This window comes from Bradyrhizobium sp. HKCCYLRH3097 (genome assembly GCF_051167875.1).
Lineage (GTDB): Bacteria > Pseudomonadota > Alphaproteobacteria > Rhizobiales > Xanthobacteraceae > Bradyrhizobium.
This window is the reverse complement of the sequence record NZ_JBNPTX010000001.1, coordinates 115,910-141,739: the sequence shown is the minus strand read 5'-3', so window position 1 is coordinate 141,739 and position 25,830 is coordinate 115,910. Positions and strand designations below refer to the sequence as shown.

Genomic DNA, 25,830 nt, shown 5'->3' with positions numbered 1-25,830 from the left:
CGCAGCGCTTCGCGGCTCCAGGCGATGGACTTTCGAGTCCGCTCCGAGCAGTTTCACGGCGTCGCAGATAGGATCTGCGGCGCCGTCTTGTCTTGGAGCGTTCTGCAATGCGCCGCCTGCTCAGGTCCCTTCGATACCTTGGTCTTCTCATCCTGGCGGCAGGCGCGGCGCTCGTCGCGGTCGTGCTGGTCAACATGTTTCGCCATGGCTCCCGGCAGCTCGATGTCGCGGCGCTGCCGAAGATCAGCATCGATGCCGAGGCCGCGGCGCAGCGGCTTGCGGCGGCGGTTCGTTTTCGCACGATTTCGAGCTCCGACGATCCCGAGCTGAATGCCGATGCCTTCGCGGCGCTCAAGGCCCATATCGAGGCGAGCTTCCCGGCCTTTCATGCGGCCGCGACACAGGAGGTCGTGGCCGGGCACAGCCTGCTGTACCTGTGGAAGGGCTCGGATGCGGTAGCCAGGCCGATTGCGCTGCTGGCCCATCAGGATGTGGTGCCGGTCGCGCCGGGCACCGAGCCCGACTGGGCCGTGCCGCCGTTTGCCGGCGTCGTCAAAGACGGCTTCGTCTGGGGCCGCGGCGCCTGGGACGACAAGGGCAATCTGTATGCGATGCTGGAGGCGGCCGAGGCGCTGATCAAGGCCGGCTTCAAGCCGAAGCGCACGATCTATTTCGCCTTCGGTCACGACGAGGAGGTCGGCGGCACCCGGGGCGCCAAGGCCATCTCGGCCGTCCTCGCCGCCCGCAACGTCCGGCTGGACTTCGTCATCGATGAGGGCCTGCTGATCTCGGAGGGCGGCATCAAGGGCCTCGACAAGCCGGCGGCACTGGTCGGTGTTGCCGAGAAGGGCTATGCGAGCCTGGTGCTGACGGCCAAGGCCACCCCGGGGCATTCCTCGATGCCGCCGCGGGACACCGCGATCGGCATGATGAGTGCGGCGCTGGCGAAGCTCGAGGCCAACCGGCTGCCGATGCGCATCGACGGCACGGTCGGCGAGATGTTCGATACGCTGGCGCCGGAAATGAGCGGCATCAACCGCGCCGTGCTGTCCAATCTCTGGCTGACCAAACCGCTGCTGTTCGGCGAGTTCGCCAAGAGCGGTCCGGCCGAAGCGATGGTCCGTACGACGACCGCGCTGACCATCTTCAACGCGGGCGACAAGGACAACGTGCTGCCGGGCAACGCCTCCGCCACCGTGAATTTCCGGCTGCTGCCGGGGGACACCGAGGCGGGCATCATCGACCACGTCAGGCAGACCGTGGCCAACGACCGCATCTCGATCACGTCCTTGCGCGGCAACCGCGAGCCCCCGCCGGTCACCTCGACCGCCGGACCGTCCTATCAGCTCGTGAACCGGACCATTCGCGAGATCTTCAGCGACGCGGTGGTGGCGCCCGGCCTGATGGTCGCCGGCACCGATTCGAGCCACTATGCGGGCATTGCCGACAGCATCTTCCGCTTCTCGCCGCTGCGCGCGACGACGGAGGATCTCAAGCGCTTCCACGGCACCAATGAGCGGCTGTCGGTCGAGGGCTATGCCGACATGATCCGCTTCTATCGGCGGCTGCTGGAAGCCGCCGCGGGCTAAGGCCTAGACGGCCGGCTTGGGCAGCCCGGCGATCGCGCAGGCGGCGCGCAGCGTGTTCACCAGAAGGCAGGCCACCGTCATCTGGCCGACGCCGCCGGGCACCGGCGTGATCGCGCCGGCGACCTCCGCCACCTCGGCATAGGCGACGTCGCCGACCAGCTTCGTCTTGCCGTCAGCCGTTGGGATACGGTTGATGCCGACGTCGATCACGGTCGCGCCCGGCTTGATCCAGTCGCGCTTCACCATCTCCGCGCGGCCCACGGCGGCGTAGACCAGATCGGCGCGCGCGGTCAGCGCCGGCAGGTCGCGCGAGCGCGAATGCGCGATCGTCACCGTGGCGTTCTCGTTCAGCAGGAGCTGGACCAGCGGACGGCCGACCAGGTTCGAGCGGCCGATCACGATCGCGTTCATGCCCTCCAGCGAGCCATGCACGGTCTTGCTGAGGATGATGCAGCCGAGCGGCGTGCACGGCGCCAGCGCCTGCTGGCCGCCGGCGAGGCGGCCGGCATTGTGCGGATGCAGCCCGTCGACGTCCTTGGCCGGATCGATCGCATTGATCACGACTTCGGTCTCCAGCCCCTTCGGCAGCGGCAGCTGCACCAGAATGCCGTGTACGGCGGGATCGCGGTTGAGCTTGCCGATCAAGGCCAGCAGCTTGTCCTGCGACACGTCAGCCGGCAGCTTGTGCTCGAACGAGGCCATGCCGGCCGCCTGGGTCTGGGTATGCTTGCTGCGGACATAGACCTCGGACGCCGGATCGTTGCCGACCAGCACCACGGCCAGGCCTGGTGTCAGGCCATGATCGCGCTTGACCCGCTCGACCTCACGGGCGACCTGCGCGCGCAGGTCGGCTGCAATGATCTTTCCGTCGATGATGCGCGCGGTCATTTTGCTCTATCCTCGGTTCAAAGGCTGTTCATCGAGCAAGACGCTGGCCGCGTGCTCCCACCCTCCCCTGGAGGGGGAGGGTCGATCGCACGCGAAGCGGGCGAGCGGGGTGGGGTGAAGCCACGGATGCCGGTACCGGTGGAGAGATCACCCCACCCCGCCTCACGCTCGCTTCGCTCACCGTGAGGCGACCCTCCCCCTCCAGGGGAGGGTGAAGATCGCCGCTTGCGAAGCCGAAAGGCCTCGGCTCGCGCTTCTTGCGTCTATTGTCGTTGTTTCCCGGTCGGCTTATGGGCTGCAAGGAGGTCGCGCAAGGCCTGATCGAGCGCGGACGGATCGCCGTCGATGGCGACCTGTTTTAGCCGTGAGGTGGTGCCAGAGGTGATTCGCACCGAGGCCTTGGTGACGCCGATCGCCTTGGCGAGCAGCTCTGTCACGGCGCGATTCGCCTCGCCGCCATCGGCGATCGCGCGCACCCGGACCTTCAGCACATCGCGGCCGTCGGACAGCGTCTCGACGCCATCGAAGGCGTCCCGGCCGCCGCGTGGGGTCACCCGCAATGCGAGGGTGACGCCGCCCTTCGAACATCGCCAAGGGACCATCGATAGGGACCCTCGATCCGAATCAGCAGCAGACCTGAGTTGACGCAAGCAGCACCCTTGAATCCCGCGCGTCTACGTCAGTGCGCGCAGGCGCTAGACAAACAGACCCTGAAGCGCCGGGATGATCACGAACCGGATGAACTGGATGAGGATGAAGAGAACGAGAAACGAAAGGTCCAGCGCTCCGGCAGGAGGCACGAAGCGCCGAATCTGTCGGAGCGCGGGCTCTGTCAGAGCATCAAGCGTGTAAAGCACCTGTCGGACCAAGTCGTTCCGGACGTTGATGACGCTGAACGCGACCAGCCAGGACATGATTGCCGCAACGACCAGGATGAACACGTACAGGCCGAGAAGCCAGTCAACGAAGTCTAAGAGGCGTATCATCCGGGGTTCCTGGAACGAGATATCACCCGGTTAGATATCTGTTCCCTCCCGCGCAAACAAGGGACGGTGCCCGTCAAGGCTAACGGGCGATGTGACCGTTCTTGACTTGACCTCGGCACCCACTGTAAATGGCGCCCGATCTGCCGGCTGCCTTTTCCCAACATCGAGGCGGTCGTGTTACGGGGCCATAGCTCAGCTGGGAGAGCGCGTCGTTCGCAATGACGAGGTCGGCGGTTCGATCCCGCCTGGCTCCACCAACCTTCGCTCGCTTCGCGAGCTTCGGCTCGGCAAGCCGCTTCAGCAAATGAATAGCGAAGCGTGCGAAGGTTGCCGCGCCAGAGCCCGAAGGGCGACGGCGGGCTGAATGACAAAGATTCCCAACAATCGACTGACCAGGACGCCCGTCCTACTCCGCCGCCTCGGCCATCGCCGCCACCGGCTCGCGCATCAGCCAGCCATCCAGAAACTGCGCCAGCCACGCCCGCTCGGCCGCATCGTGCACGGCGCGGCCCTCGAAATGATGGTGGCGCAGACGGGCGCCGGGCGTGTCCAGCCGGGCATGACCGCGCGTGGTCCAGCGGCACATCATCGCGTAGGTCACGTCGGGGTGGAACTGTAGCCCGGTCGCGTTCTGGTATTGATAGGCCTGCACCGGAAAGTCGCCGCCCTCGGCGAGCAGCTCGGCGCCATCGGGCAGATCGAAGCCCTCGCGGTGCCAGTGATAGACGTGATCGGGCCAATGCGGGCACAGCTTGCGCCCGGCCCGGGTCGGGCGGATCGGATAATAGCCGATCTCGGCGCGCCCCTCTGGATGCGGCGCAACCGGGGCGCCGAGCTGGATCGCCAGCATCTGCGCGCCCAGGCAGATCCCGAGAAACGGACGCTGCTCCCGCAGCGGCACCTCGATCCAGTCGATCTCGCGGCGGACGAAGTCGTCCGGATCGTTCGCGCTCATCGGACCGCCGAAAATTACGGCACCCGCATGCCCATCGAGCGTCTCCGGCAGCGGATCGCCGAACCGCGGCCGGCGGATGTCGAGCGGATAGCCGCGGGCGCGCAGCGCATTGCCGACCCGGCCGGGGCTCGACGTTTCCTGGTGCAGGATGATGAGGACGGGCCGCTGCGGCGCAGCCGCCATGGCCGGCTTCGGATGGAGCTGCCGAACGTCGGCCTGGGGCCCGTTCGGATGGAGCGAAGGGTCTTGCCTGAGCATCACCTGGCAATCATAGCTAAGCAAAGGTTAACGGCGCGTGAGCGAGCGCACATTCCAAAGCAAGCGCCGGGCCAGCGCGATCAGGTCCGCTTCAGCTGCAGCCGGCCGACCGCGGCGAGGATGAAGCCACGCGGGAACCAGCGCAGCATGAACGGCACGATCTTGATGCCGAGCCCGGGCAGCACCACGCGCTTGTCGGCCATCAAGCCGCGATAGCCCGCTTCCGCCACCGCCTTGGGCGAGACGTTGAGGATCACCGAATCCACGCCCGGCTTGAAGCCGGCGCGGTCCTGGAATTCCGACGGCACCGGACCGGGACATAGCACCGTGACCCGGACGCCATGCGGCGCCAGCTCCTTGCGCAGCGCCTCGGTGAACGAGATCACATACGCCTTGGAGGCGTAATAGACGGCCATGCCGGGACCCGGCAGGAACCCGGCCACAGAGCCCAGATTGAGGATGCCGCCCTTGTTGCGGATCAGCTGCTCGGAAAAGCGCAGCGACAGCTCGGTCAGGGCGCGAACGTTCACGGAAATCATGTCGAGCTGCTCGGCGCGGTCGAGCTGTACCGCCTTGCCGAACAGGCCGAAGCCGGCGTTGTTGACGAGATATTCCAGCTCCAGGCCGGCAGCCGACAGCGCAGCCTCGATGGTCGCGCCGGCGTCGGAGGAGGTGAGGTCACAGGGGATCACCAGCGGCGCCGGGCCGCCCTTGGCGGCGATCTCCTGGGCCAGCGCCGCGAGCCGGTCTTCGCGCCGGGCCGTCAATGCGAGCCGGTGCCCGTTCGCGGCAAATACGCGCGCCAACTCGCTGCCGATCCCGGCCGAGGCACCTGTTACGAGCGTGACACGTTCACCCACGATCCTGCTCTTCGATCACAATCCGCACATCATCCAATCGCGGCGGACGAGAGCATAGCGGGACGGGAACATGCAAGACACCGTGCTCCATGGCCTTGCGCGGGATTGCGGCAATAGCCTCAGATTCACATGGGTTTACATGAACGGGGGGTTTCGGAAACAAAATTAAAGTTTGTTCATCTCCGCATGAAGTCGGTTCCGCCCGGAGCCAGGCGGTTCAAGCAGGGGCGCCGGACTTCCGCGACGCCACCCGGTGCTTGAGGTCGACGCGGTCATGCGTGGAGATGCCGAGCAGCTCGGAGGCGCGCCAGACCACATTGTCCTCGAACTCCGTCACCTTGCCGTCGGCAAAGACCAGCTCCCACATCATCTCCACGATGCGCAGGCGGCCGGCTTCATCGACCTCGCGCATGATCACGCTGGTGAAGCGATAGAGATCGACAGCGTCGCCCTCCGCCAGCATGGCCTGGGCGATCAGCCGGTCGGCGCTGCCGGGGTCGAGCCCGAAGCGCAGCTCGATCAGGCCGTGCAGCTTGCGCCGTTCGATCTCGCTCGGCTCGCCGTCCAGCGAGATGACGTGGATCAGCAGCGCCGTCGCCGCGAGCTGATAGCCATTGTCGTCGAACGCCGGGGTCTCGTGCGGCGAAACGACGTCGGCGATGAATTGGCGCAATCCTTCGAGCATGGCGTCCTTTCGTTGTCAGATCCGTAGTGGACCGCAAACCGGCCGGCGACTGCTCATTATATGCGAATGCCACGCTGCGCCGGCAATCCGCTGCGACCTTCGGGCTGCATGACATTTCGGTAAGGCTCAGGGGATTTCGTACACCATCATGCGGTCGGCGATGCCGCGCAGCGCCGCGTGCTTCTGAATTGGCGCGATCTTCGCGCCCCGCAGGATGTCGGCGACGCCGGGGCTCTCGATCACGGGCGCGGTGAGATGGATCTCCTGCGCGGTCGACAGGCTCTGCACGCGGGCGGCGATGTTGACGGTCTGGCCGAAATAGTCCTGGCGGTCGTTCAGCATCACCGCGAGACACGGCCCCTCGTGGATGCCGATCTTGACCACGAGGTCCTCGGTGCCGCGCTCGGCATTGAGCCGCTGCATCGCCGCGCGCATGCGCAGGCCGGCGGCGAGCGCATGCTCGGGCTTGACGAAGGTCGCCATCACGGCGTCGCCGATCGTCTTCACCACCGCGCCCTTCTCGGCGTTGATGATCTCCAGCAGCGCGCGGAAATGGGCGCGCACCAGGTCGAAGGCCGCGAGATCGCCGACGCGCTCATACAGCGCGGTCGAGCTCTTGAGGTCGGTGAACAGGAAGGTCAGCGAGGTGATCTTCAGCCGCTGGTCGATGTTGAGATTGTCCGCCTTGAACACGTCGCGAAAGGTCTGGTTGGATAATATGCGCTTGGCGGTCAGGAAAGGCCGGCGCTTGCCAAGGAGATGGTGGAGCGCATCGCCGGCAACGAAGACGGTCGGCAGCGTCCGTACGCCGGCCTGATTGTCGAGCGCCAGTCGCAGCGGGCCTGGACGCAACGTGATCGATCCGGTCGGAGGATGTGCCCTGTTGAATAGGAGTCCGAGCTGCTGGCGCTCCCTGGTGGGCTCGCCCTGAACGTCGATGAAATGCGCAGAATGCGTCACCGGTTCGAAGATGATGATGAAATCGGATGGGAGCTGCAGCGAGAGCACGGCCTTTTCACCGGCTGGCAGCTCGAGCGCATCGAGCGTCACTTCTTCGCTGAGCGAGGCAAAAGTCTCCCGGTCGAGGTCGATCCCGGAACTCCAGAAGACCTGCTTGTAATACTCCCAGAGCGGCAGCGTGTTCGGATCGTGAGCCGCGATGCTCCTGACCTTGGAGCTCACGGTGAAAGCAACTTCGACCTGCTCGTCGATGGAAGGCTCGTAGCCGCAAGCGCATAGTCCGCAATGGTAATCGTCATGGCGGAGAGATTTCAGCGTGGCGTGCGCATCCAGCACGCCGCTGCAGCCAGGACAGAGCACGTTCCAGGTCAGATCGAACAAGCCGATCCGTGCAGCATGCAGGAACCCGGAAATAACCCGTTCTTCATCGAGACCGGCGCGCGCCGAGAACTCCAGGGCATTGATACGGTTGAGTTCGTGATCTTCACCCGCCTCAATCAACCGTGTGATCGCGTCCGCAACGGCCGGATCGGCGGTCTGCTTCAGAACCGAAAGCTGGGCCTGGATGTCGCTCATGGCGTGCTAAGATGGTGCCTAGCAAACCCACAAGCAAGAGACGAAGCGATGGCCCGGCCGCCGCCGGGATCAGACGCCCGCCCTGGGCGTGAGCTTGAACAGCGGCGAGCGATCCGGCTGGGTCGTGACCACGCCGACCGGCATCACGGGTGCGGCGTCGAGCATTTCGATGTCGAAGGCCGCCACCAGCCGTGCCAGCGCCAGCACCGCCTCGGTCAGGGCGAAATGAGCCCCGATGCAGACCCGCGCGCCCGCTCCGAACGGCAGATAGGCGAAGCGCTCCGGCGGCGGCGCACCCGGCATGAATCGTTCGGGCTTGAAGGCGTTGGGCGCATCCCACAGCTTTTCGTGCCGGTGCAGCAGCCACGGCGAGATCAGCACGACGTCGCCGCGCCTCACCTGGAACGCGGCGATCCGGTCGGGGCCGCTGGCTGCGCGCGCGATCAGGAACGCGGGCGGATAGAGCCGCAATGTCTCGTCCAGCACGGCGCGCGTGAACGGCAGTTGATCCGGATCGCTGAGATCGGTTGCGGCGCGGGCCTCCTGCGCGAGCTTGTCCTGATTGGCCGGGTCGAGCGCGATCAGATACAGCGCCCAGAACAGCGCCGTTGCCGTGGTCTCGTGGCCGGCGAGGATCATGGTCGCGACCTCGTCGGCGAGTTGTGCATCGGTGAACGCCGCGCCGGTCTCGGGATCGCGTGCCGCGCCCATCAGGTCGAACAGGTCGCGCGGCGGTGCGTCCTCCAGCTTGCCGGCGGCGCGGCGCTCGGCCATCAGCATGGCGACGAAACCGGTCCAGCGCTTGCGGAACCGCCGGCGCGCGAAGTCGCGCGGCGTCGGCCAGGACAGCGGCAGCACGATGTCCAGCAGATGCGGGCTGGCCAGCCGCGCGCCATACTCGTAGACGAAATCGCGCAGGGTGGCACCATGGCGGCCCATCTCGAACGAGAACATCGTGCGGCCGGCGATGTCGAGCGTCATGCGCTGCATGATCTCGCGCAGGTCCAGCGGCTGCCCGCATTGCTGCTTCAGCCTGGCGACGGTCTCGTCGCTCACCGCGACCATGTGCGGGATGAGGCCGGAAACGGCGCGTGGCGTGAACGCCGGCGCGAGCGTCCGGCGCTGGTGCTTCCACGCCTTGCCTTCCGCGATCAGCAGCCCCTCGCCGAGCACCGGACGCAGCACGCGGATGGCGCCGACGGTGCGGGCGTAGTTCTCCCAATTGTCGACCAGCACGTGCTTGATCGTGTCGGGCGTATTGAGAATGTAGCTGGAGCTGCCGAAGAAGCGGCCGCGAATGATGTCGTCCTCATAGGCGCGCTGGCTCCATGTCGCGATCGCGTTGTCGCCCATCATCAGCACGCGGCGCAGCGCGCCCATGCTGTCCGGCGCCCGCGGCGGTGTCGGCGGTATCAGCGGCAATCGTGCCTGCGGCAGATAATGGACGTCGGCGGTACTCATTCACGGCCTCTCGACGCTGTCACGAGCCTGGAACCACCGATCGGCTGCATCGCGAGCAACCGAGCCTCGGTTGCGGGGCCGCAACGGGCCGTCGCGCAACGACGGCCTTCTGCCAGAGGTAACTCTGTCGTCCCGCTCACAAGCGAGAGGGGCGCGCTTCCGCCCTCTCCGAGGCTATGATGTATCATCATACTCCAGCAACTAATTAGTCAGCTCGATCACCGCAATCCTGCTCTCCGATGCTGGCCAAAGACGGGCGGTGATGCGTTCCTCGTTGAACAGTCCGATGACGCTGCGTCCGACGTCGCCCGCAGGCAGCCGCAATGTCGTTGCCGCATCGGTCGGTATTCCCTTCTGTACGTCGGTTGGTTCCTTGCCGTCGAGCAGCACGATGTCGCGGGGCAGGCCGAAATAGCCGCGCGGCCTGATCATGATGAGAATCGCTCCGGCGCCGGCATCGGCCTGGCCGAGCGGCCGCGCCGCGCGCAGATGCACGACGTCGGACGAGCGCGGGAACGGCGAGCGGTAGAAGTGCGTGACCGGCGCGCCCGGCGAGGTCAGGACGATCTCGAGATGGGACGTCGGATCGACCTCCGCGGGACCCCAGCGCCCGTCGGCGCCGGTCTGGCCGCGATAGACAGGCTCGCCATTGCGTGCGCCGGTCTCGCTCGAGACGCGATAGACCTCCACGCTTGCGCCCGCGACCGGGCGATTGGTCGGCGCGCCGCCCGGCGTTCCCGTCACCAGACCGCTCAGCCGCACCTGCTGCTCGGGCTGGATCGCGATCTGCGTCGGCTCACGGCCGGCGATGAATTTGTAGATCTCGCGGAACGCGCGCGGGTGGAACGCGACCTCGCGATGGTCGAGCGCGCCGATCACGAGATTGGTTGCGCCCTTCAGCGCCGGCCCTTCGGACGTGATCCCGGTCGGCACGCCGGGCTTGCCGACCAGGCGGCCGTCGGCCTGGGCGTATTTGTCGAGCCCGTCGCTGCGCAGCGTCAGGAAGGCGGTGCCCTCGGTCACCTCGGTGTCGCCGGCATTCAGTCCGCGCAGGAACGGGCCACGGCCGTTGAACTCGCTGCCGGGACTGTCCTCCCAGTCGAACACGCCATGATTGGGCGTTCCGCACAGCACGGCGTGGCTGACATCGGCGCCGCCGCCGTTCTTCACGACGTTGCGGATCGCATTGCCGCCACGCGAACTGCCGACCAGCGCGACGCGCGCAGCGCCCGTGCGCTCCTTCAGTGCCTTGATGGCCTCGGCGAGTTCGCGGCGCTGATCGTCGGTCGACGAGCGGTTCGGCTGCGCCACGGCGTCGTCGTTGCGCGCCAGCGGGTCGGTGAAGTTGAGCGCAGCGAGACGCGTGCGCGGCACGCCGTTGGATTCCATCCGCCACAGCGTGGTCATCCACAATGCCGCGTGGTCGCCATTGCCGTGCACGAACAGGACCGGAGGGATGTCGCCCACCGTCGTTGCCGCCGCGCTCTGGGCGCGTGCCGGTAAGGACAGACCGCTGGTGAGCAAGGGAAGGGTTCCCATTCCCTGCAGAATGTTGCGGCGCGTCAGCTTCATCGGCGGTCTCCCTTTGGTCTCATTCATTTGTGTTCGTTGGCCGCGATCCCCGATGCCGGCCTTTGCAGGCAGCACTGGACAGCGGCGGACATTCGCAGGCATCACATAGGTCCAGCTGGAATCAAGCGATAGTTCGATGCGAGCTTCAAGGCGAACTGGCGACGTGGACGGACCCGCATGAATGCGCCGCAGAAACGTGAGCTGTTCGCCGCCGAAGGCATCGCCGCGCCGCTGCGGCACGCGGTGTTCCGCCGCATCTGGCTGGCGAGCCTGCTGTCGAACCTGGGCCTGCTGATCCAGGCGGTCGGCGCCGCCTGGGCGATGACGCAGATGACGTCGTCGGCCGACAAGGTTGCGCTGGTGCAGACCGCCTTGATGCTGCCGGTGATGTTCATCTCGATGCCGGCCGGCGCCATCGCCGACATGTATGACCGGCGCATCGTCGCGCTGGTCGCGCTCGCCGTGGCGCTCGGCGGCGCCACCACGTTGACGGTGCTGGCATGGTACGGCCTGGTGACGCCGGAGCGCCTGCTCGCGCTGTGCTTCGTCATCGGCAGCGGCATGGCGCTGATGGGGCCGGCCTGGCAATCCTCCGTCAGCGAGCAGGTGCCGCCGGAGACGCTGCCGGCCGCGGTCGCGCTGAACGGCATCAGCTACAACATCGCGCGCAGCTTCGGTCCGGCGATCGGCGGCGTCGTGGTCGCGGCCGCCGGCGCGGTCGCCGCGTTCGCGGCCAATGCGCTGCTGTATCTGCCGCTGCTCGCGGCGCTGTTCCTGTGGCGGCGCGTGGTCGAGCCGAGCCGGCTGCCGCGCGAGCCGCTCAACCGGGCCATCGTCTCCGGCGTCCGCTACATCGTCCATTCGCCGTCGATCCGGATCGTGCTGATCCGCACGCTGGTCACCGGCATCATCGGCGGCTCGATCTCGGCGCTGATGCCGCTGGTCGCGCGCGACCTGCTGCATGGCGGCGCGCAGACCTACGGCATCATGCTCGGCGCCTTCGGCATGGGCGCGGTGGTCGGCGCGCTCAACATCGGCGAGATCAGGAAGCGGCTGTCTGGTGAGGCCGCGATCCGCACCTGCGCGCTCACCTTGGGCGCGGCCACCGCGGCCGTTGCACTCAGCACCGCGCCGGTCCTGACGGCGGCGGCGCTCGTCATCGCCGGTGCGGTGTGGATGCTGGCGGTGGCGCTGTTCAACATCGGCGTGCAGCTTTCGGCACCCCGCTGGGTCGCGGGCCGCGCACTGGCGGCATTTCAGGCCGCGATCTCCGGCGGCATCGCGATCGGCAGTTGGGGCTGGGGGCGTCTCACCGACGCCGCCGGCGTCGAGGTCGCGCTGCTGGCGTCGGGAGCGCTGATGATGGTGTCGCCGCTGCTCGGCCTGTGGCTGCGGATGCCGCCGATCGGGGCCCGCAACGAGGACGGCGAGACGCTGGCCGATCCCGAGGTGCAGCTCGAGCTGACGCCGCGCTCGGGGCCGCTGGTGGTCGAGATCGAGTACCGCGTCGCTGAAGACAACGCCCGCGCGTTTCACGACCTGATGCAGGACGTGCAGCTCAGCCGCCAGCGCAACGGCGCCTATGGCTGGTCGATCGCACGCGACATCGCCGACCCCGAATTATGGACCGAGCGCTATCACTGCCCGACCTGGATCGACTATCTGCGTCAGCGCAACCGCTCGACCCGCGCCGAGCGCGAGCTGCACAAGCGCGCGATCGACTTCCACATCGGCACCGACCCGGTGCGCATCCGCCGCATGCTGGAGCGGCCGTTCGGCTCGGTCCGCGCCAAGGAGGATATCGACCGCACCGCCGAGCAGGCGCCGGCTGTCGCCTCGGCGGCTCGCAGCGGGCCGTAGCTCCGGAGCATCTGCACTGAGCAGGCGCTTACTGCCCGTGCTCGGTCAGCACCTTCTCGCAAGCCTTCGACAGCTTGGCCCGATGCTCCTTGAGACAGGCCAGCACCGCCTGATCGCCGTTGTTCATCACGGCGCGGCAATACCGCGACACGTCGCGCGCGCACGCATCCTGGCCGGGCTGCTGCTGGGCTGAGGCGCTCGACGCCATCAGGACCAGAGGGATAATCAGAGAGAGTTTGTTCATGACTGGCGCCTCGCTCCCGGGACTGAACGTTTGGCGGCGCTTTTAGTGGTCGCAACCGGCCGTCGCAAGCGCCTCGGTCGCAGCCGGGGTGCGCAGGCGGGAGCCGGAAGCGCTCTCAATTGGCCTCGTTGGCATCCGCGACCTTGCCGCTGCGCTTGGACATCTCGCGGTCGAGCACGACGCGGCAGCCGGAGCTGAGCGACGACCGGTTCTTGATCATGCAGGCGGTGATCGCCGGGATGTTGGGGATCTCGCTGCTGCACAGCCGGAAGGCGTCGCCGGTGCACATCTGCTGCGCCTCGGCGCTGAAGGCGAAGCTTGCCGTCGAGGAGAAGGTCGAGAGGGCGGCAAGGCTGGCGGCCGTCAGAACGGCCCTGCGCAGAATGTCGGTCGACTTCGTCATGGCTGGCTCCCATTGGCGCCGCATGTTGGCGGGGCCGCGTGTTTCAATGCGTCCATCATGGCGGGATGCCCTTTTGGCAACCGTGATGCGGGTCACGCCAGATCCAAACCTGGTCGGCAGTTTCGGCAGGCCGATGGCCGCGGCGCCATGTCGCTCCGGTGAACGGCCGCTTCGGTGCGGGCATCATCCTGGAAATCTTGTCCGATCCTGGTCGTGTTGGCACCGCGTTAAGGAATCGTTGGCACTAATGGAAGCTAATTGAAGGAGGCGGACAGCGTTGCGTCCGCCATCGAGTGTCTCGCGTTTTCGGGAAGAGTAACCATGCGTAATGCGTTAGGCTTGCTGCTGGCCACCGTCGTCGCGGCGTTGGCGATCACCGGTGTCTGGTACTACGTATCGAAGCCCAGCGCCGCCAAGGCCGCCGCGCAGAGCGCAGCGGCGAAGCCGTCCGAGCCGGCGCCGCCTCCGGCGCGCGTCGCCGCCAAGGCCAGCTCGAAGGACGATGTCGAGACGACCGGTACCGTCTCCACGCGCATGGCGGCAAGCGCGCCGGCGCCCGTGCAGCCCAAATCGACCTGCGCCAATCCGGACGCGCTCGGCATCTCCCGCACCGTCATGGTCGACACCACCGGCGGCCCCGGTTTCGGCCTCGACCATTTCAAGCAGTTCGACTTCCTCGCCGACCACGAGGTGGTGCTGACCTTCGACGACGGCCCGTGGCCGGTCAACACGCCGGCGGTGCTGAAGGCGCTGGCCGACGAATGCACCACCGGCATCTTCTTCACGATCGGCAAGCATGCGACCTATCATCCGGAGATCCTGCGCCAGGTGCTGGCCGCCGGGCATGTCGTCGGCGTTCATACCTGGTCGCACGCCAATCTGAACGGCAAGAAGATGACCGACGAGACGGCCAAGGAGGAGCTCGAGAAGGGTTTCAGCGCGGTCAAGTTCGCGCTCGGCACCAACCCGGCGCCGTTCTTCCGCTTCCCGCAACTGCAGCACCGGTCCTCTGCCGTGGCCTATCTCGGCAGCCGCAATGTCGCGATGTTCTCCTGCGACGTCGACAGCTTCGACTTCCGCTCCAAGGATGCCGACCAGGTCGTCAACACCGTGATGACCGGGCTCGACAAGAAGGGCAAGGGCATCATCCTGATGCACGACTTCCAGAAGAACACCGCGCTGGCGCTGCCGACCCTGCTGCGGCGGCTCAAGGCCGGCGGCTACAAGGTGGTCGCGATGAAGCCGAAGGGCACGCTCGATACGCTGCCGGAATATGACGCGATGATCGGCCAGGACCCGAAGCTGCCGACGACGATGACCAATGCGCGGCCGATCTCGAGCGTGATCCAGACCATCTCGCAGTGATGCCCCGCTGCAGGGTCTCCTCGCGCGAAAGGCCGGGCATTTGCCCGGCCTTCTTCGTTTGTCGCCGATTGGCGGATGCTCACCAATAGATGCCGTGGCGATGCAGCTCGCGGACGATGCGGGCTTCGGTCCAGCTCTTGCGGTGCGTCCGGTCGGAGCGCGCCGATTTCGACCGCCGCGACGATCGCTGCACAGAGCCCGGCTGCGGTGCCGGCGCCGCAGCGGCGGCGGGCTGCGGCGGCGGCGGTGCGGCGGCCGGGGCCGCTGGCGCAACCGTTTGCGCAGCGGGCTGGACCTCGGCCGCGACGGCCGGCACCGGCGCCGGGGTGACGGTGACCTCGCCGGCTTGCTGGACGTAGGTCGGACGCGGCGCCCGCGCGGCGGCGTCGTTCGACGACAGCGACAGGCTGCGTGTGCCCTCGGCCTGCGCGACTGTGGCGGATGCGAGCACCATGGCTCCGATCAGGATCATCTTGCGCATCGAGTAAGCTCCCCTTTGTTGGCTGCGGGAAGGTTTAGGCGCCGGCGCGACCGTCCGATGTGACCCCCGTCACGCTCCGCATGGCAAGCGCGAATGAAGCCGGATGCCGGCACACGGCACTGCGGATCGGTGCGCCATCTTTCTCGAAACCTTTCCGGCGCCGCGGGGACGTCCGCTCAGGACGAGGGGAGTTCTGGACGAGCCCATCCGGAAATCCACCGGCGGCAGCACGTGGGCGGTGGGCGACGCGATCCGGCACACCCGACTGTTGCTACCAAATTACCGTCAAGGCGCGGTGTTCCATGCTGCCGGTGAGATCCGGGGTTGAGGTATGATCGTATGTACGTGTACTGTTCGTTGGTGCTGTTCAGAAGCTTCGCCGAATCCGATAGGGAAACCGATCGATTCGGGGGAAGGATACGCGCATGCGCCGGGTGATCGTTGCAGTGTTCTTGGCGGCCGTGACGCTGCTGGCCGCCAGTGGGCCGGGCCCGGCGCAGTCCGGCGACGACAACGTCGAAGAGATCTACATTGCGCGGAGCGTGCGCCAGGGCCGCGTCGTGCCGTCGGATTTCTGCGCGCCGACCAAGACCGGCTTCGCGCCGGCGCTGGAGGATCAGCTCTCGATCCACTCCGTCGGGGTCCGGCCGGCTGACGGCCGCATGACCGAGACCGGCGACAAGAGCATCGGCGAGATGCGGGTCTGCATCGGCCAGGCGATGGATCCGACCCTGCTCGGCACCTACACCGAGGGCCAGCTCAACGGCATCGCATTCACCGGCATCGGCGATTGCCGGTTGGTGCGCGGCAATCTGCCGGAGGACGGCCTGCTCACGCACCGCTGCTTCCTGGCGCTGTCGGGTCTGCCTGAGCCGTATGTCGGCGGCTTCCTGGTCTCGAGCTCGCTGTATTCGAAGACGCCGTTCGGCACTGAAAGTTCGCCGCCGGGCTACGCCCAGGCCGGCATCCTGGTCATCCGCCTCTGGAAGAAGCGGCTGCCCTGAGGCAGCCGTTCGCGCGCTCAGGCCGGCGAGAAGGTCTGCACGAAGGCGCGCACCGTCGCGGACACCTTGTCCTCCGAGACGTGCCAGGCGGCGCCGTCATCGGCGGCGAAGAAGCTGGAGGCGTTGGAGCCGGCCCAGCGGAACACCTCGAACGACGGCCAGTACCAGATGTCCTCGAGGTTCGAATTGTTGACGACCTCGTGCGCGACCAGCCGCATCGTGCTCTTCGACAGGCAGTCGGCCTGCACCACCGATTCATATTCGAACGAGGTGAGCAGCGGCACCGGCGACACGGTGACGATCACCTTGATGCCAGGCCGGATGCTGCGGATGAACTCGATCAGATAGAGCACGTTGTCGACGTTCTCCTGCACGCTGGCGGTGCGGAACTTGTACTTCTCGGCCAGCGCCCGCGAGTTCAGCGCGGTCGGCCGGGGCAGCACGAAGGCGCCGGTCTCGCGGTCGAAGAACGCCGCGGCGACGCCGAGCGTCAGGATGAAGACGTCGGCCTGCTTGATGACGGCGAGCGTGTTCTCCTTGCTCGATCCCGGCGGCAGCAGCTCGACGATGCGCTCGCGGATCTCCGGATCGATCTGGGCGTCGCGCAGCCAGTCGACGAACACGCGGTTGGCGAAGGTCGTGTTGATGTACTCCGAGATCTCCATGTGGTGGCTGGCATAGCCGCTGTCGGTGAGGCTCTTGGAGAGGTTGCGCGCGAAGCACGAGCCCATGGTGAAGAAGCGGGTGCTCTTGTCGAGGAATTTCGGCGCCGCCGCGAGGTTCACCGCGATATGGCTGGTGATCAGCGTCTGCAGGTCGCCGAGGAAGTCCTTGGTCTCCGGATAGCGTCCGACCTTGGCGCGGCCCTTGGCTTCCTTGGCCTTGCCCTTCTTGGCGTTCGACCGCGCGAGCTCCAGCGTCTCGCGGTTGATCGGGTTGTCATAGGCCGGGTTGAGCTTGATCGCCTTTTCCAGCGCCGCGACCGCTTCCTCGAATTCGTTGCCCTGGGTCAGGATCTCGCTGAGCGAGAAATAGTCGGCGGCCTGGTTGGAGGCGCGGGCGAGCTTGCGGAACAGCTCCATCGAGCGCGTGAACGGCCCGACATGGCTGCAGCGCACGGCCGCGCTGCGGATCAGGTGCAGATTGCCTTCGGTGGCCTGCTCGAAGATCTCAGGGTTCTCGTCGAGGATCGCCAGCATCATGTCGCGCGCCTCGGCGCGCTTCTTGTGCGAGCCGTCGTCGATCAGCTGCGCATAGATGAAGCGCGCGTTGATGTCCTTGGGGTCGAGCTCGAGCAGCTTCTGGAACGCGAGCTGGGCGCTGACGAAGTCCTTGTCCTCGATGTATTTGTAGGCGAGCGTCCGGATCTGGCCGACGATGGATTGAAACTGGGTGTGGCTGTCGAGGGCAGTCGTGCTCATGTCGCGGGTTCGCCTTTGTCTCGCGTTGCGTCTTCGGCCGTTGGTCCGGCGCCGCTGCCGGCAGCCGGTGCATCGCCAGTGCCGGTCGAATCGTCACGCGCACAGGCGCCATGCCCTCGCGAGAGACGTCCCACCCTGACCTCTGGATACTGATCGCCACCGGCTTGGCCGCTGGCGTACGCCCGAGCGCAACCGGCACCTGCGGGATTCGAACGCGACGGACGCGCTCGTCCGGATCGCCGCCAGCCGCCAGTGCGGGCATTCATCCCGCCGCTCGCGCCGAACGATGGCGCGATTTGGGTTAAGCAATTCTTAACCGGCAAATCGAGCGCGGCGAGCGGAGGCGACGAGAGAGATAGGAAGGCGGAGCAACGGAGAGAGGCTGGTGCCGCAGCGCTCGAAGCCTTCATAAACGGTGCGAAAGGAAGTTCTCCACCCAGCCCGCCAAATTGCAGACGAAGCGACCGGCCTCTATCTTGAGAATTTGAAACACTCAGGCGCCAGACCAGTCTTTAACCGAAGACTTGTCGCTTTGGTCAAAGGCAGCTGCTTTATATCCGGCGCTAGAGCTTTGACGCTGGCCGGAGGATACGATGGGCGGAGTCTTGACCGCTAGACTGTGTATCGGATTTGATCGAGAGTGTGATTTCACAACCTAAAGCGGCGGCAACTCGGCAGAACTGCTTCCAGCTTGCGCCGGGCCCAAGCCGCTCAACTTTGCTGAGAGCTGACTGGTCTAGATCGGCCTGAGCGGCGAGATCTTCCTGGGTGAGGCCCCTCGCGAGGCGTATCGCCTTCAAAGCTCGGCCAGCCTCCGCGTCACGTTCCTCCTGCCTCATCGACGGCCACCAGCTAAAATCAATGGGGTTGGGATGCCATGAGGCCACCCGAACCGGTTCTGCTAAAGTGCTCACCACGGGTGAGTGAGGCTGTCAACAAAAAAGCAGGGGGGATGTTGAATCGTTTATTCGTGAGCCGCCCAAGCTTGTTACCTGTTGATACCGTTATGGTTTTGGTGATCGTAAGCTAGCGAATCATGCTCCTATCCGGGGTTGAGAGAACTCGGAGAAGAAGGCCAACTCAGGTACAATCTATAGACGGCAAGCTGTAGCCGGTGCCACAGCCGCTTGTTCTAAATTGTACGACCTACCCTGCGGCGTTTCTCAGATTGAACAATCCTCGTATCGAAGTCAGTTTCGAGTGGGGCAAGTCTTGCAAGGTGACATCCAAGTGGACGAAAGCAAGAAAGTAATCGCAGACGTCCGTGCAAAAATCGGCGAGCGACTTCTAACGGAAGCCGAGGCCTCACGGGCGATTGGTGTGACGACAGCCTCCCTCAATCGGCACCTAAATGGAGCCTACGTTCGCAGCGACTCGCTTGTCAAATATCGACGTTGGCTAGCAGAGGGTGCGGTGGAAATTAAACCGACGCGGGGAAACTTAACCTCAAGAGACGTCGTTTCAGCTACTACTACCGTGTCGATCGAACACGAAAGGGCAGAGCCTGTCGTAGGTCCTACAATCCGCCCCGGTCAGCCGTTGCGAGTTGTGGATTTGTTTGCAGGCTGCGGCGGCCTGTCGTTAGGATTCGAGCTTGCGGGAGGAGGCAGTCTATTTAAGACGGTATTGGCGATCGACATAGAGGAGGCGATGGTTCGCGTGTTCAACGCCAATCATGAATCCCTGAATCCCGGGCGCCCGATCGGACAACGAGCGGATTTGTCGGAGTTTTTGAACGAAGCCGAGGTATTAGCATATTATCTGGACCATCTCGCTTCATCGGAATCGGATGGAGATCTGAGGCACGAACTCGACAAAATTGCTCCGTCTGGGCTGGGTGATTTCATACGAAACATACAAGCGCTCGACGATGCATTTATTGAGTCACTCATGGCGATTCGTCAGCAGAAAGGCTATCTCCAAGAATACTCTGAAATTGATAAAGGCTCTTTGTCCCAAACTTCAGTTTTGGCTTTTCACCAAGCCTTGAAACTTCCGCAGCCCGGAACTGGAGTTCCTTCACTTCAAGCAACTCTTTGGGGTCGGACGTCCTCAGTCGTGGCCGCGACTGACAGTGCGTCCGTGCATTTCGCCGACCGGATAACTAAGGAAGCTGCATCGGAGGCCAAAGCCCTTTGGGAAGCGGAGCTGGAGAAGCTGCGTGAGCGGTCGGCAGGATCTGGATCGGGTCAACTGGCGTCAGCCGCGAAAAAAATCAGAAATGCGCTCAGGCTTATCGAGGGCAAGTCATACGCGGACATACGCAGAGCTTGGCTGGCGTGGCGGGCAGCTAGGGACGCCGCTCGACGGGCGATGTTCGAGGACGAAGAGGTTTTGTCGCAGCTACGCAGGATTTACCGAGCCGGACGCGAAGTACATATCCTGTTAGGCGGACCGCCGTGTCAGGGCTTCAGTCGCATAGGACGCGGAAAGATTCGCAGTCTAAGAGAGCAGAGTGTCCACGTGCAATCTGACACGAAAGTGGGAGATAAACGTAATGAGCTGATGCTCCAGTATGTTCTATTCGTGGCGGCGCTGGCCCCAGCGGCATTCCTATTTGAGAACGTCAGGCATTTCCAGGCGGAGGTGAAAACGGCAGAGGGGGCGTTCAACGCAACCGACGTTCTGGCAGAAGCGATATCCGACATTTCTCGAGACGGGTTATCCTACGAAGTCGAGTCAAGGGTTCTGTATGCGTCCAATCATTTGGTGCCTCAGACTCGCGAACGCTTCTTCATGGTCGGAATTCGGCAAGACGTTGCAGAGACCGCTAATTTGAAATCCCCAGCAGCATGGTGTCTTTCGCTGCCCGTTCGGCAATCTGTCCGGCTCAAGACTGCTTTAGCGGGCCTCCCGGAGCCTGTGTATTCCTCAGCGTTTTCGGAGAGGTCCGGGGGAACCGATACGTTGTTGTCCGTCGAAGATCTCCATGTCCACGGTAGTGGCGAAGTGGGTGAATACTTGGAGTGGATAAGGCAGCCGCCACCAACCAGTCGGCCCGAGCATGATCACAAGAAGGTTGATGCCCATTGCGCACGGGATTCTCGACCAGACGATCGAGAGTTCTTCGAGATGTTTGGACCGGGAAAGCGATGGATGGATTATCGTTGTGACGGTAATCCGCTTATCGATGAGCTAGCTCACTTGGTCCGTTGGATTCTTGAAAACGATAGGCGGACCGAGATCGCTGGGCTCCAGAGGGGACGCATTAAGAGCCATTTGGAAGCCTTAGACGGCTCTCTTTCGATTCGTTTATTGCTGGATCGTATCCAGCTTGGGCCGGGAGAGAAAGAACACCATCTCCGTGCCCCCAATTACCTAAAAAAGAAGGAGGGAAACCATGGCGACTGGCTCGCTCGTCTTGATGCAGAAGCGCCCTGCAAGACGATGACTTCTCATATGGGCAAGGATACCTACGCTTATATTCACCCATCAGCTCCTCGGACAATTTCGGTGCGTGAGGCTGCACGTGTGCAAACGTTCCCAGATTGGTTCCGTTTCGGAAGCGTGGGTCTTGTGGATGGCTATCGTGTTATTGGAAATGCTGTGCCGCCGCTGCTTAGTTCGCAGCTGGCGTTGAAGCTTGGGGTTGTGCTTGAGGCTGGTGGCGTCATCAAGCGGGCATCCAAGGAACCCGCTACACGGACTCAAGCTTTGGAGCGATCTTCTCAAGCCCAACTTGTACTTGGCTTGCGAGCTTGAGTCCTTCCGCTCGACGTACTCCGGGATCGGAACTCACTAGATCAGGGACATTTATCGCCACAACTGTGAGCCATTCTTGCTCAGTGGGTGAAACAAGATACTTGTTCTCCCATCCTGAATGCATCCACTCTGTCCTAGGAAAGAACAGAAATCCCGAGTGTACTTGAAACAAACGCATGTACGTCAGTAGCTGGAATACGTCGCTTGGTAGGACGCCAAACCGGGGAGGGCTTTCCGTCAGCCTTTTCCATTTGGCATCGCCAGCGGCTATGACTCTCTTATTGGAAGTAATGAGAAGGTCCGGTCTGACTGCGAGAGCGGTAGTCGAGATGGTCGATGAGCCGAGCGAGAGGAGCTGATGTTCACCCGCAGACTTGAGACAGGAGAGTGGGTTCGAAAGGTGGTCTGCCAGGGACTCGCGGACAGCCGACTCGAACAACCGGCTTAACGGAAACAGGAGCGTCGGCTGTTCAGTGGCCCCCAAAGACGTGGGTATCGGGCTTTTGCCGAGAGCAATCAATCCTGCAAGGTCAACAAGGCCCAACCAACCAGCCTCCAATCGGCTTAGACGAACACGTCTTACCAGTTCAGGTGACAGCGGGCACGCTTTAACCTCGATGAGCAGATCCAAGCAGCGATCGAGGTCTCTGCGGGCTGCATAGGACGTCGCGCGGTTTCGAAGTGTAGTTGCAAGGGCTTTAAGTAGCCTTCCTAGGTCATTATCTGCGAGGAACGGGAAGTGTCTTAGCGGGAGTAGGTGCATATCTGAGGGGAGTTGGCGCGAGTAGTTGGACATCTGAATGCGGCCACGGAGCGTCGAAGTCCTTTCATTTACCTCGTGATACCTGCGTGGTGCGCCTAGCTCCAGCCGCTGCAGCAGCTCGGCCGCGGTGCGACGCTCCACAATCTCTAGAAGGGGCGTCTCAGAGGCTGAGCTTCCTCGCGACAACCAAAGTGGTCGGGCATCATCTCCTGCCCAACGCAGCAGGTTGAACATAAATTTTCGAGCGTCATCGACCGTTTCAACGCCAAATGGCTTCGGAAGAACCTCAATCTTCAGGTCGCCAAGGTCCACTGCACCGACCAAGTCCGTCGCGTAAACAGAGCCCCGCCGAAGCGAGAATGCCTGTCGGTCTCCCACGGTGATACTTAGAAGGCGTTCCTTTATTTTGACGCGAGTTACGCCCGCTGGCAGTTCCAGCCTACCCTGTTCGAAAACAGTAAGCGTGCGCGCCATAGATTTACGCCATGCTGCCTGCTGCTGCAGCAAAGGCTGCGCTATCAAATCCAGTAGTCTCTGGATCCCACCATGCAGCTGGGGTCCCGAGAATCAGTCCGGCCACATCAAATGAATCTCCAAAAAGCTCTTGCTCAGCAGCGGACAGGTGCTGGGCCTCGAAAAGGGACAGTCCTTTGGTTCCGAAGCGCTTGCTGCGCGTTCCAAGTGCTATCTCAACCTTTCGCAAATCCTCATGGAAGTACTCTTCCAACAGTGGGATCACGCGGCTACGTAATGTGTATGCCAGTGATTTGAGGCGTCCTTCGTCATTGTTAGGCCACCCAAACCGATCGCGAGTGTCGTTGAGCTTGTCGTCCATGAATGTGGAATGACCCAACCGATAGTCGGGACCTCGCAGCACTTCGATCCGTCTATTGATTCCAGCTACTACGGCAGCAACGTTGACTCCACCATAGGCGTCGGGACATAGGGCTGGATTGGGTGCCACCTCCACGAACACAAATCTACGGCGCATCGCAAAATCCACGGCCGAGATAGAGCGATCCGCAGTATTCATGGTGCCGATTACAGACAGAGTCCCGGGGACACCGAAGCGTTCTTCGCCGGAATACGGGAGATGTACACGCCGCTCCTCCGAGGCGCCGAGCCTCTTATCTGGCTCCAGGAGGGTGATCAACTCTCCGAAGACGCGAGAAAGGTCTGCTCTGTTGATCTCGTCGATAACGAGGCAGCAAGGGGTGGGCTTGGGCGCTGTCGCAGATTGATCCTTAATAAAAGCGGCAACAGCTCCGAAATGAGCGCTGTTTGCAAGGTCACTGGAGGATATGCCAAGGAAGGTTCCAACCTGTCTACGTAGTTCGGATCCAACTACCGGATCGTCTCCCTCTAAGCCGTAATCGGAAGGTGTTACGTCTCCTTTTCCCGGGATAGAGAAAACCTTGGGTTGGAATCCGAGGTCCGCCGCCTTCTCGATGACGCGCCGAGTAACGAATTTCTCTTGTTCTTCACCTACCTGATCGGTACGACCCGGTCGGACCCGCAAAAACCATCCTTGGTCGTTGGCGCCGATTACTTCATATGTCTTGGTTCCGCCGATAGCATTGATCGTCGTCCCGACAGGTGGGCCGAACGAGCTTGGTTGGCCCGAAGCAGTCTCGCAAATTTCACGAAACGGGCCCTTGCGTACTTCGAATGAGATCGTGGCCCCGGTTGGTGCTCGAACCGGGCGAAATCCCTCGACGAAGTCTTCATAGGAATAGCTAGGGTGAAAAGTCACCCACTTGATGCGCCCGCTAAGCACGTACTGATGGTGCAGGTCGAGTAGCTCCTTGTCGCTGATAGTAGCGGCGCGCCAGCGGGCGTAGGCTGTGGGGTCTATCGCGCCAACCGCTTCGCGGGCGGCTAGCCACGTCTTTCCGGTGCCCGGGGGGCCATAAAGGATTTTCATAACAGGTCGGGTAGACATCAGCTCTCCGGGTCCAATGCTCTCGCCGCAAGTAATTCCACGTCTACGTTCAGAGCCTTCGCTAAGCGGGCCATTGTTCGCAGTGTCAAGTTGACTTGGCCCGCTTCGATCTTCTGGAGATGTCTTGTTGCGAGGCCCGCAGTAAAGGCGAGGTAATCCTGAGTGAGGCTGCGGCGCTCGCGCAGAGCGCGAACGTTTGATCCGACTCGCCTGAGCAAATTGTTGGCGGACGAGTCTCGCGAATTGAGAGGCGGGCCGGGCATCGGTAACCGAAGCACGAACAGGCCATATGAGCCACGCCATACATGGCGTGTGGAAATCTGCGGTTCGGAAGCGCTATGCTCGTCTAACCAAGCGGCGCCGAAGTTGAGATTTGAAATTTCCGCTCTGGCGAAGGTCTATAAAATTCCAGAGTTCAACGTTGGTGGCCTCGACCGGGCGTACCTCAATGACGCGCAAGGCGCGACTCGGATTCCAAGAGGAGGCGTAAAGCGCAGAATTGATTATGTCGACGATCGATGGAGCGCCTTCGAGCACTTGATGCTCCCAGATACGAACCACGCGCCAACCTGACAGCTCAAGGGCCGCAGTTTGACGCCGATCGCGTTCAACGTTTTCGCGTAACTTGGCTGCCCAAAATTCGTCTCGACTCCGCGGACGAACATAATGGTCGGGACAACCGTGCCAAAAGCATCCGTCAACGAAGACTGCTACCTTCCTGCCGGGAAAGACAATGTCAGGCCTTCCAAAGGGCGTTTTGAAGTGTAGCCGGTATCTTAGGCCAGCGGCCCAGAGTGCAGAGCGTAGAAGCTTTTCGGGCTTTGTGTGTTTGGCGCGGATGCGCGACATCTGTTCTGATCGCGTCAGCATAGGTGCGGCGCACACTGTCGTTGTCGACATGGGCGAGCTGTTGCTCGGATCGAGTCTGCGTTCCATACGCCACGTTCGTTTAGCATTGATGAGGCAGCCGATCGAAAACCATGCGCCGTCATTTGTTCCTTCGTGACCCCAAGCCACGTAGGGCCTCGTTGATGGTGTTCTCGCTCATGCTACGTTCGCGCGTATCGGCTGGATGAGTTACGGTGCTACGGCCCGTATGGCAACAGTGCCTGGATGGGTTCTGAATACCAGAAAATTGGTTGACGCCGAGCCCAAATCAGTGGTCTTATGCGTCATCCTGCTTCGCCGAGAGGGGCGTATCGCGATCGTCACGGCACGTGAGGCGGGGATGCGGTGGCCGCTACTTCGTCAGGCGCTTTTGCGCGACGACTGACGAGGTGCGGACGGCGAAGTCGCGTGGTCCTGGCGCCCCGATGCTGGCGTCAAGGTCGCGGCGTTCATGACGAGCGCAGCGGGCGACGGGGGCAAGACAGCCGGTCCCCGGGGAGATCGCGTATAAGCCGTAAAGCCATCGCGCGGGGAAGGCCGGATGTTCGGCCGTACCTGTGGTTCTGCCGCGTGCTTTTTTGCTGCACGCGGACCGCGGGTGCGACCAGCACCCGGCCTTCCCTGCGCCCTCTCACCCGATGAGGACGCCGACTGCAGCAGAGCTCGGGCCGACACGGCCGCGGGATCGCGGTGGCATGGGCAGGGCTGCGACGAGCGGCAGGCTGTTTGACAGGGTTGATCGGATCAGAACGCGAGGCTTAGCGAGACTTTGGGCTCAAACGCCCCGCTTCGCCAAGAGGCTTCGCCGGACACGCCTCGCCCTTCGGGCACCTGCGCCACGCGTAGCCCGAAGGGCGAAGCGTGGTGCCGCAAGAGGGACTCGAACCCCCGACCCCGTCATTACGAATGACGTGCTCTACCAGCTGAGCTATTGCGGCGAACCATAGCGGCGAGCGCCCGGCACGAG

The 25,830-nt window shown here is 63.6% G+C and carries 23 protein-coding genes and 2 tRNA genes; 6 read left to right on the top strand and 19 right to left on the bottom strand.

Annotation, left to right across the window (positions count from 1 at the left end; translation table 11 throughout):
• Positions 1 to 107 precede the first annotated feature (107 nt).
• On the top strand, positions 108 to 1,589 hold the full coding sequence (locus ACQR0U_RS00670) for a M20 family peptidase (protein WP_434842447.1): 1,482 nt from the start codon (positions 108 to 110) through the stop codon (positions 1,587 to 1,589).
• Positions 1,590 to 1,592: 3 nt separating this feature from the next.
• Here the strand turns inward: ACQR0U_RS00670 and folD are convergent, their stop codons facing one another.
• The 3 genes from folD to ACQR0U_RS00655 form a co-directional block, all read right to left on the bottom strand.
• The gene (gene folD / locus ACQR0U_RS00665; RefSeq protein WP_315716736.1) at positions 1,593 to 2,477 is read right to left on the bottom strand and encodes a bifunctional methylenetetrahydrofolate dehydrogenase/methenyltetrahydrofolate cyclohydrolase FolD; all 885 of its coding nucleotides are present in this window, start codon (positions 2,475 to 2,477) and stop codon (positions 1,593 to 1,595) included.
• Positions 2,478 to 2,740: 263 nt separating this feature from the next.
• Positions 2,741 to 3,079, bottom strand: a complete 339-nt coding sequence (locus ACQR0U_RS00660) for a DUF167 domain-containing protein (RefSeq protein ID WP_434842446.1) — start codon at positions 3,077 to 3,079, stop codon at positions 2,741 to 2,743.
• Between the two features lie 93 nt (positions 3,080 to 3,172).
• On the bottom strand, positions 3,173 to 3,463 hold the full coding sequence (locus tag ACQR0U_RS00655; RefSeq protein WP_315740475.1) for a YggT family protein: 291 nt from the start codon (positions 3,461 to 3,463) through the stop codon (positions 3,173 to 3,175).
• A 181-nt stretch (positions 3,464 to 3,644) separates the two neighbouring features.
• Between ACQR0U_RS00655 and ACQR0U_RS00650 the strand changes: the two genes are divergently transcribed.
• Positions 3,645 to 3,720 (top strand) — tRNA-Ala (locus ACQR0U_RS00650).
• A 149-nt stretch (positions 3,721 to 3,869) separates the two neighbouring features.
• Here ACQR0U_RS00650 and ACQR0U_RS00645 read toward each other — a convergent pair.
• The 6 genes from ACQR0U_RS00645 to ACQR0U_RS00620 form a co-directional block, all read right to left on the bottom strand.
• On the bottom strand, positions 3,870 to 4,676 hold the full coding sequence (locus ACQR0U_RS00645) for a glutamine amidotransferase (protein WP_315750557.1): 807 nt from the start codon (positions 4,674 to 4,676) through the stop codon (positions 3,870 to 3,872).
• 80 nt (positions 4,677 to 4,756) lie between these two features.
• On the bottom strand, positions 4,757 to 5,536 hold the full coding sequence (locus ACQR0U_RS00640) for an SDR family NAD(P)-dependent oxidoreductase (RefSeq protein WP_315750558.1): 780 nt from the start codon (positions 5,534 to 5,536) through the stop codon (positions 4,757 to 4,759).
• A gap of 217 nt (positions 5,537 to 5,753) precedes the next feature.
• Positions 5,754 to 6,221: a TerB family tellurite resistance protein gene (locus ACQR0U_RS00635; protein WP_315716731.1), complete on the bottom strand. Its 468-nt coding sequence runs from the start codon at positions 6,219 to 6,221 to the stop codon at positions 5,754 to 5,756.
• 126 nt (positions 6,222 to 6,347) lie between these two features.
• Positions 6,348 to 7,757 (bottom strand): adenylate/guanylate cyclase domain-containing protein, encoded by a 1,410-nt coding sequence (locus ACQR0U_RS00630; RefSeq protein ID WP_316166436.1) that lies wholly within the window; start codon positions 7,755 to 7,757, stop codon positions 6,348 to 6,350.
• 69 nt (positions 7,758 to 7,826) lie between these two features.
• Positions 7,827 to 9,218 (bottom strand): cytochrome P450, encoded by a 1,392-nt coding sequence (locus tag ACQR0U_RS00625; RefSeq protein ID WP_315716729.1) that lies wholly within the window; start codon positions 9,216 to 9,218, stop codon positions 7,827 to 7,829.
• A gap of 201 nt (positions 9,219 to 9,419) precedes the next feature.
• Positions 9,420 to 10,790 (bottom strand): hydrolase, encoded by a 1,371-nt coding sequence (locus ACQR0U_RS00620; protein WP_316225971.1) that lies wholly within the window; start codon positions 10,788 to 10,790, stop codon positions 9,420 to 9,422.
• A 177-nt stretch (positions 10,791 to 10,967) separates the two neighbouring features.
• Between ACQR0U_RS00620 and ACQR0U_RS00615 the strand changes: the two genes are divergently transcribed.
• Complete coding sequence (locus tag ACQR0U_RS00615; RefSeq protein ID WP_434842445.1) at positions 10,968 to 12,650, top strand: MFS transporter; 1,683 nt, start codon at positions 10,968 to 10,970, stop codon at positions 12,648 to 12,650.
• A gap of 28 nt (positions 12,651 to 12,678) precedes the next feature.
• On the opposite strand, the gene ACQR0U_RS00610 is transcribed toward ACQR0U_RS00615, so the two are convergent.
• Positions 12,679 to 12,894, bottom strand: coding sequence for a hypothetical protein (locus tag ACQR0U_RS00610; RefSeq protein ID WP_434842444.1), 216 nt, complete (start codon positions 12,892 to 12,894; stop codon positions 12,679 to 12,681).
• 115 nt (positions 12,895 to 13,009) lie between these two features.
• The gene (locus ACQR0U_RS00605) at positions 13,010 to 13,297 is read right to left on the bottom strand and encodes a hypothetical protein (RefSeq protein ID WP_434842443.1); all 288 of its coding nucleotides are present in this window, start codon (positions 13,295 to 13,297) and stop codon (positions 13,010 to 13,012) included.
• 321 nt (positions 13,298 to 13,618) lie between these two features.
• Between ACQR0U_RS00605 and ACQR0U_RS00600 the strand changes: the two genes are divergently transcribed.
• Positions 13,619 to 14,662 carry a polysaccharide deacetylase family protein gene (locus tag ACQR0U_RS00600; protein ID WP_315716724.1) on the top strand — a complete coding sequence of 348 codons (1,044 nt, stop codon included), beginning with the start codon at positions 13,619 to 13,621 and terminating at the stop codon, positions 14,660 to 14,662.
• A 79-nt stretch (positions 14,663 to 14,741) separates the two neighbouring features.
• Here the strand turns inward: ACQR0U_RS00600 and ACQR0U_RS00595 are convergent, their stop codons facing one another.
• Entirely contained in the window at positions 14,742 to 15,143 is a 402-nt protein-coding gene (locus tag ACQR0U_RS00595; RefSeq protein ID WP_434842442.1) for a hypothetical protein, read from the bottom strand.
• Positions 15,144 to 15,568: 425 nt separating this feature from the next.
• On the opposite strand from ACQR0U_RS00595, the gene ACQR0U_RS00590 reads away from it, so the two are divergent.
• Positions 15,569 to 16,147, top strand: coding sequence for a hypothetical protein (locus ACQR0U_RS00590; protein WP_434842441.1), 579 nt, complete (start codon positions 15,569 to 15,571; stop codon positions 16,145 to 16,147).
• Positions 16,148 to 16,164: 17 nt separating this feature from the next.
• Here the strand turns inward: ACQR0U_RS00590 and ACQR0U_RS00585 are convergent, their stop codons facing one another.
• Together ACQR0U_RS00585 and ACQR0U_RS00580 are read right to left on the bottom strand one after the other, a co-directional pair.
• Positions 16,165 to 17,568, bottom strand: coding sequence for a GSCFA domain-containing protein (locus tag ACQR0U_RS00585; RefSeq protein WP_434842440.1), 1,404 nt, complete (start codon positions 17,566 to 17,568; stop codon positions 16,165 to 16,167).
• A 563-nt stretch (positions 17,569 to 18,131) separates the two neighbouring features.
• The gene (locus ACQR0U_RS00580; RefSeq protein ID WP_434842439.1) at positions 18,132 to 18,407 is read right to left on the bottom strand and encodes a helix-turn-helix domain-containing protein; all 276 of its coding nucleotides are present in this window, start codon (positions 18,405 to 18,407) and stop codon (positions 18,132 to 18,134) included.
• 391 nt (positions 18,408 to 18,798) lie between these two features.
• On the opposite strand from ACQR0U_RS00580, the gene ACQR0U_RS00575 reads away from it, so the two are divergent.
• Complete coding sequence (locus ACQR0U_RS00575; RefSeq protein ID WP_434842438.1) at positions 18,799 to 21,270, top strand: DNA cytosine methyltransferase; 2,472 nt, start codon at positions 18,799 to 18,801, stop codon at positions 21,268 to 21,270.
• Here ACQR0U_RS00575 and ACQR0U_RS00570 read toward each other — a convergent pair.
• The 5 genes from ACQR0U_RS00570 to ACQR0U_RS00550 form a co-directional block, all read right to left on the bottom strand.
• A complete protein-coding gene (locus tag ACQR0U_RS00570; protein WP_434842437.1) occupies positions 21,206 to 22,507 on the bottom strand; it encodes an McrC family protein in 1,302 nt (433 codons plus the stop codon). The genes ACQR0U_RS00575 and ACQR0U_RS00570 overlap by 65 nt on opposite strands.
• A gap of 4 nt (positions 22,508 to 22,511) precedes the next feature.
• A complete protein-coding gene (locus ACQR0U_RS00565; protein WP_434842436.1) occupies positions 22,512 to 23,975 on the bottom strand; it encodes an McrB family protein in 1,464 nt (487 codons plus the stop codon).
• Positions 23,975 to 24,238: a helix-turn-helix domain-containing protein gene (locus tag ACQR0U_RS00560; RefSeq protein ID WP_434842435.1), complete on the bottom strand. Its 264-nt coding sequence runs from the start codon at positions 24,236 to 24,238 to the stop codon at positions 23,975 to 23,977. The genes ACQR0U_RS00565 and ACQR0U_RS00560 overlap by 1 nt, the downstream gene beginning before the upstream one ends.
• Before the next feature lie 73 nt (positions 24,239 to 24,311).
• Entirely contained in the window at positions 24,312 to 24,824 is a 513-nt protein-coding gene (locus tag ACQR0U_RS00555; protein ID WP_434842700.1) for a very short patch repair endonuclease, read from the bottom strand.
• A gap of 901 nt (positions 24,825 to 25,725) precedes the next feature.
• A tRNA-Thr gene (locus tag ACQR0U_RS00550) sits at positions 25,726 to 25,801 on the bottom strand.
• Positions 25,802 to 25,830 lie beyond the last annotated feature (29 nt).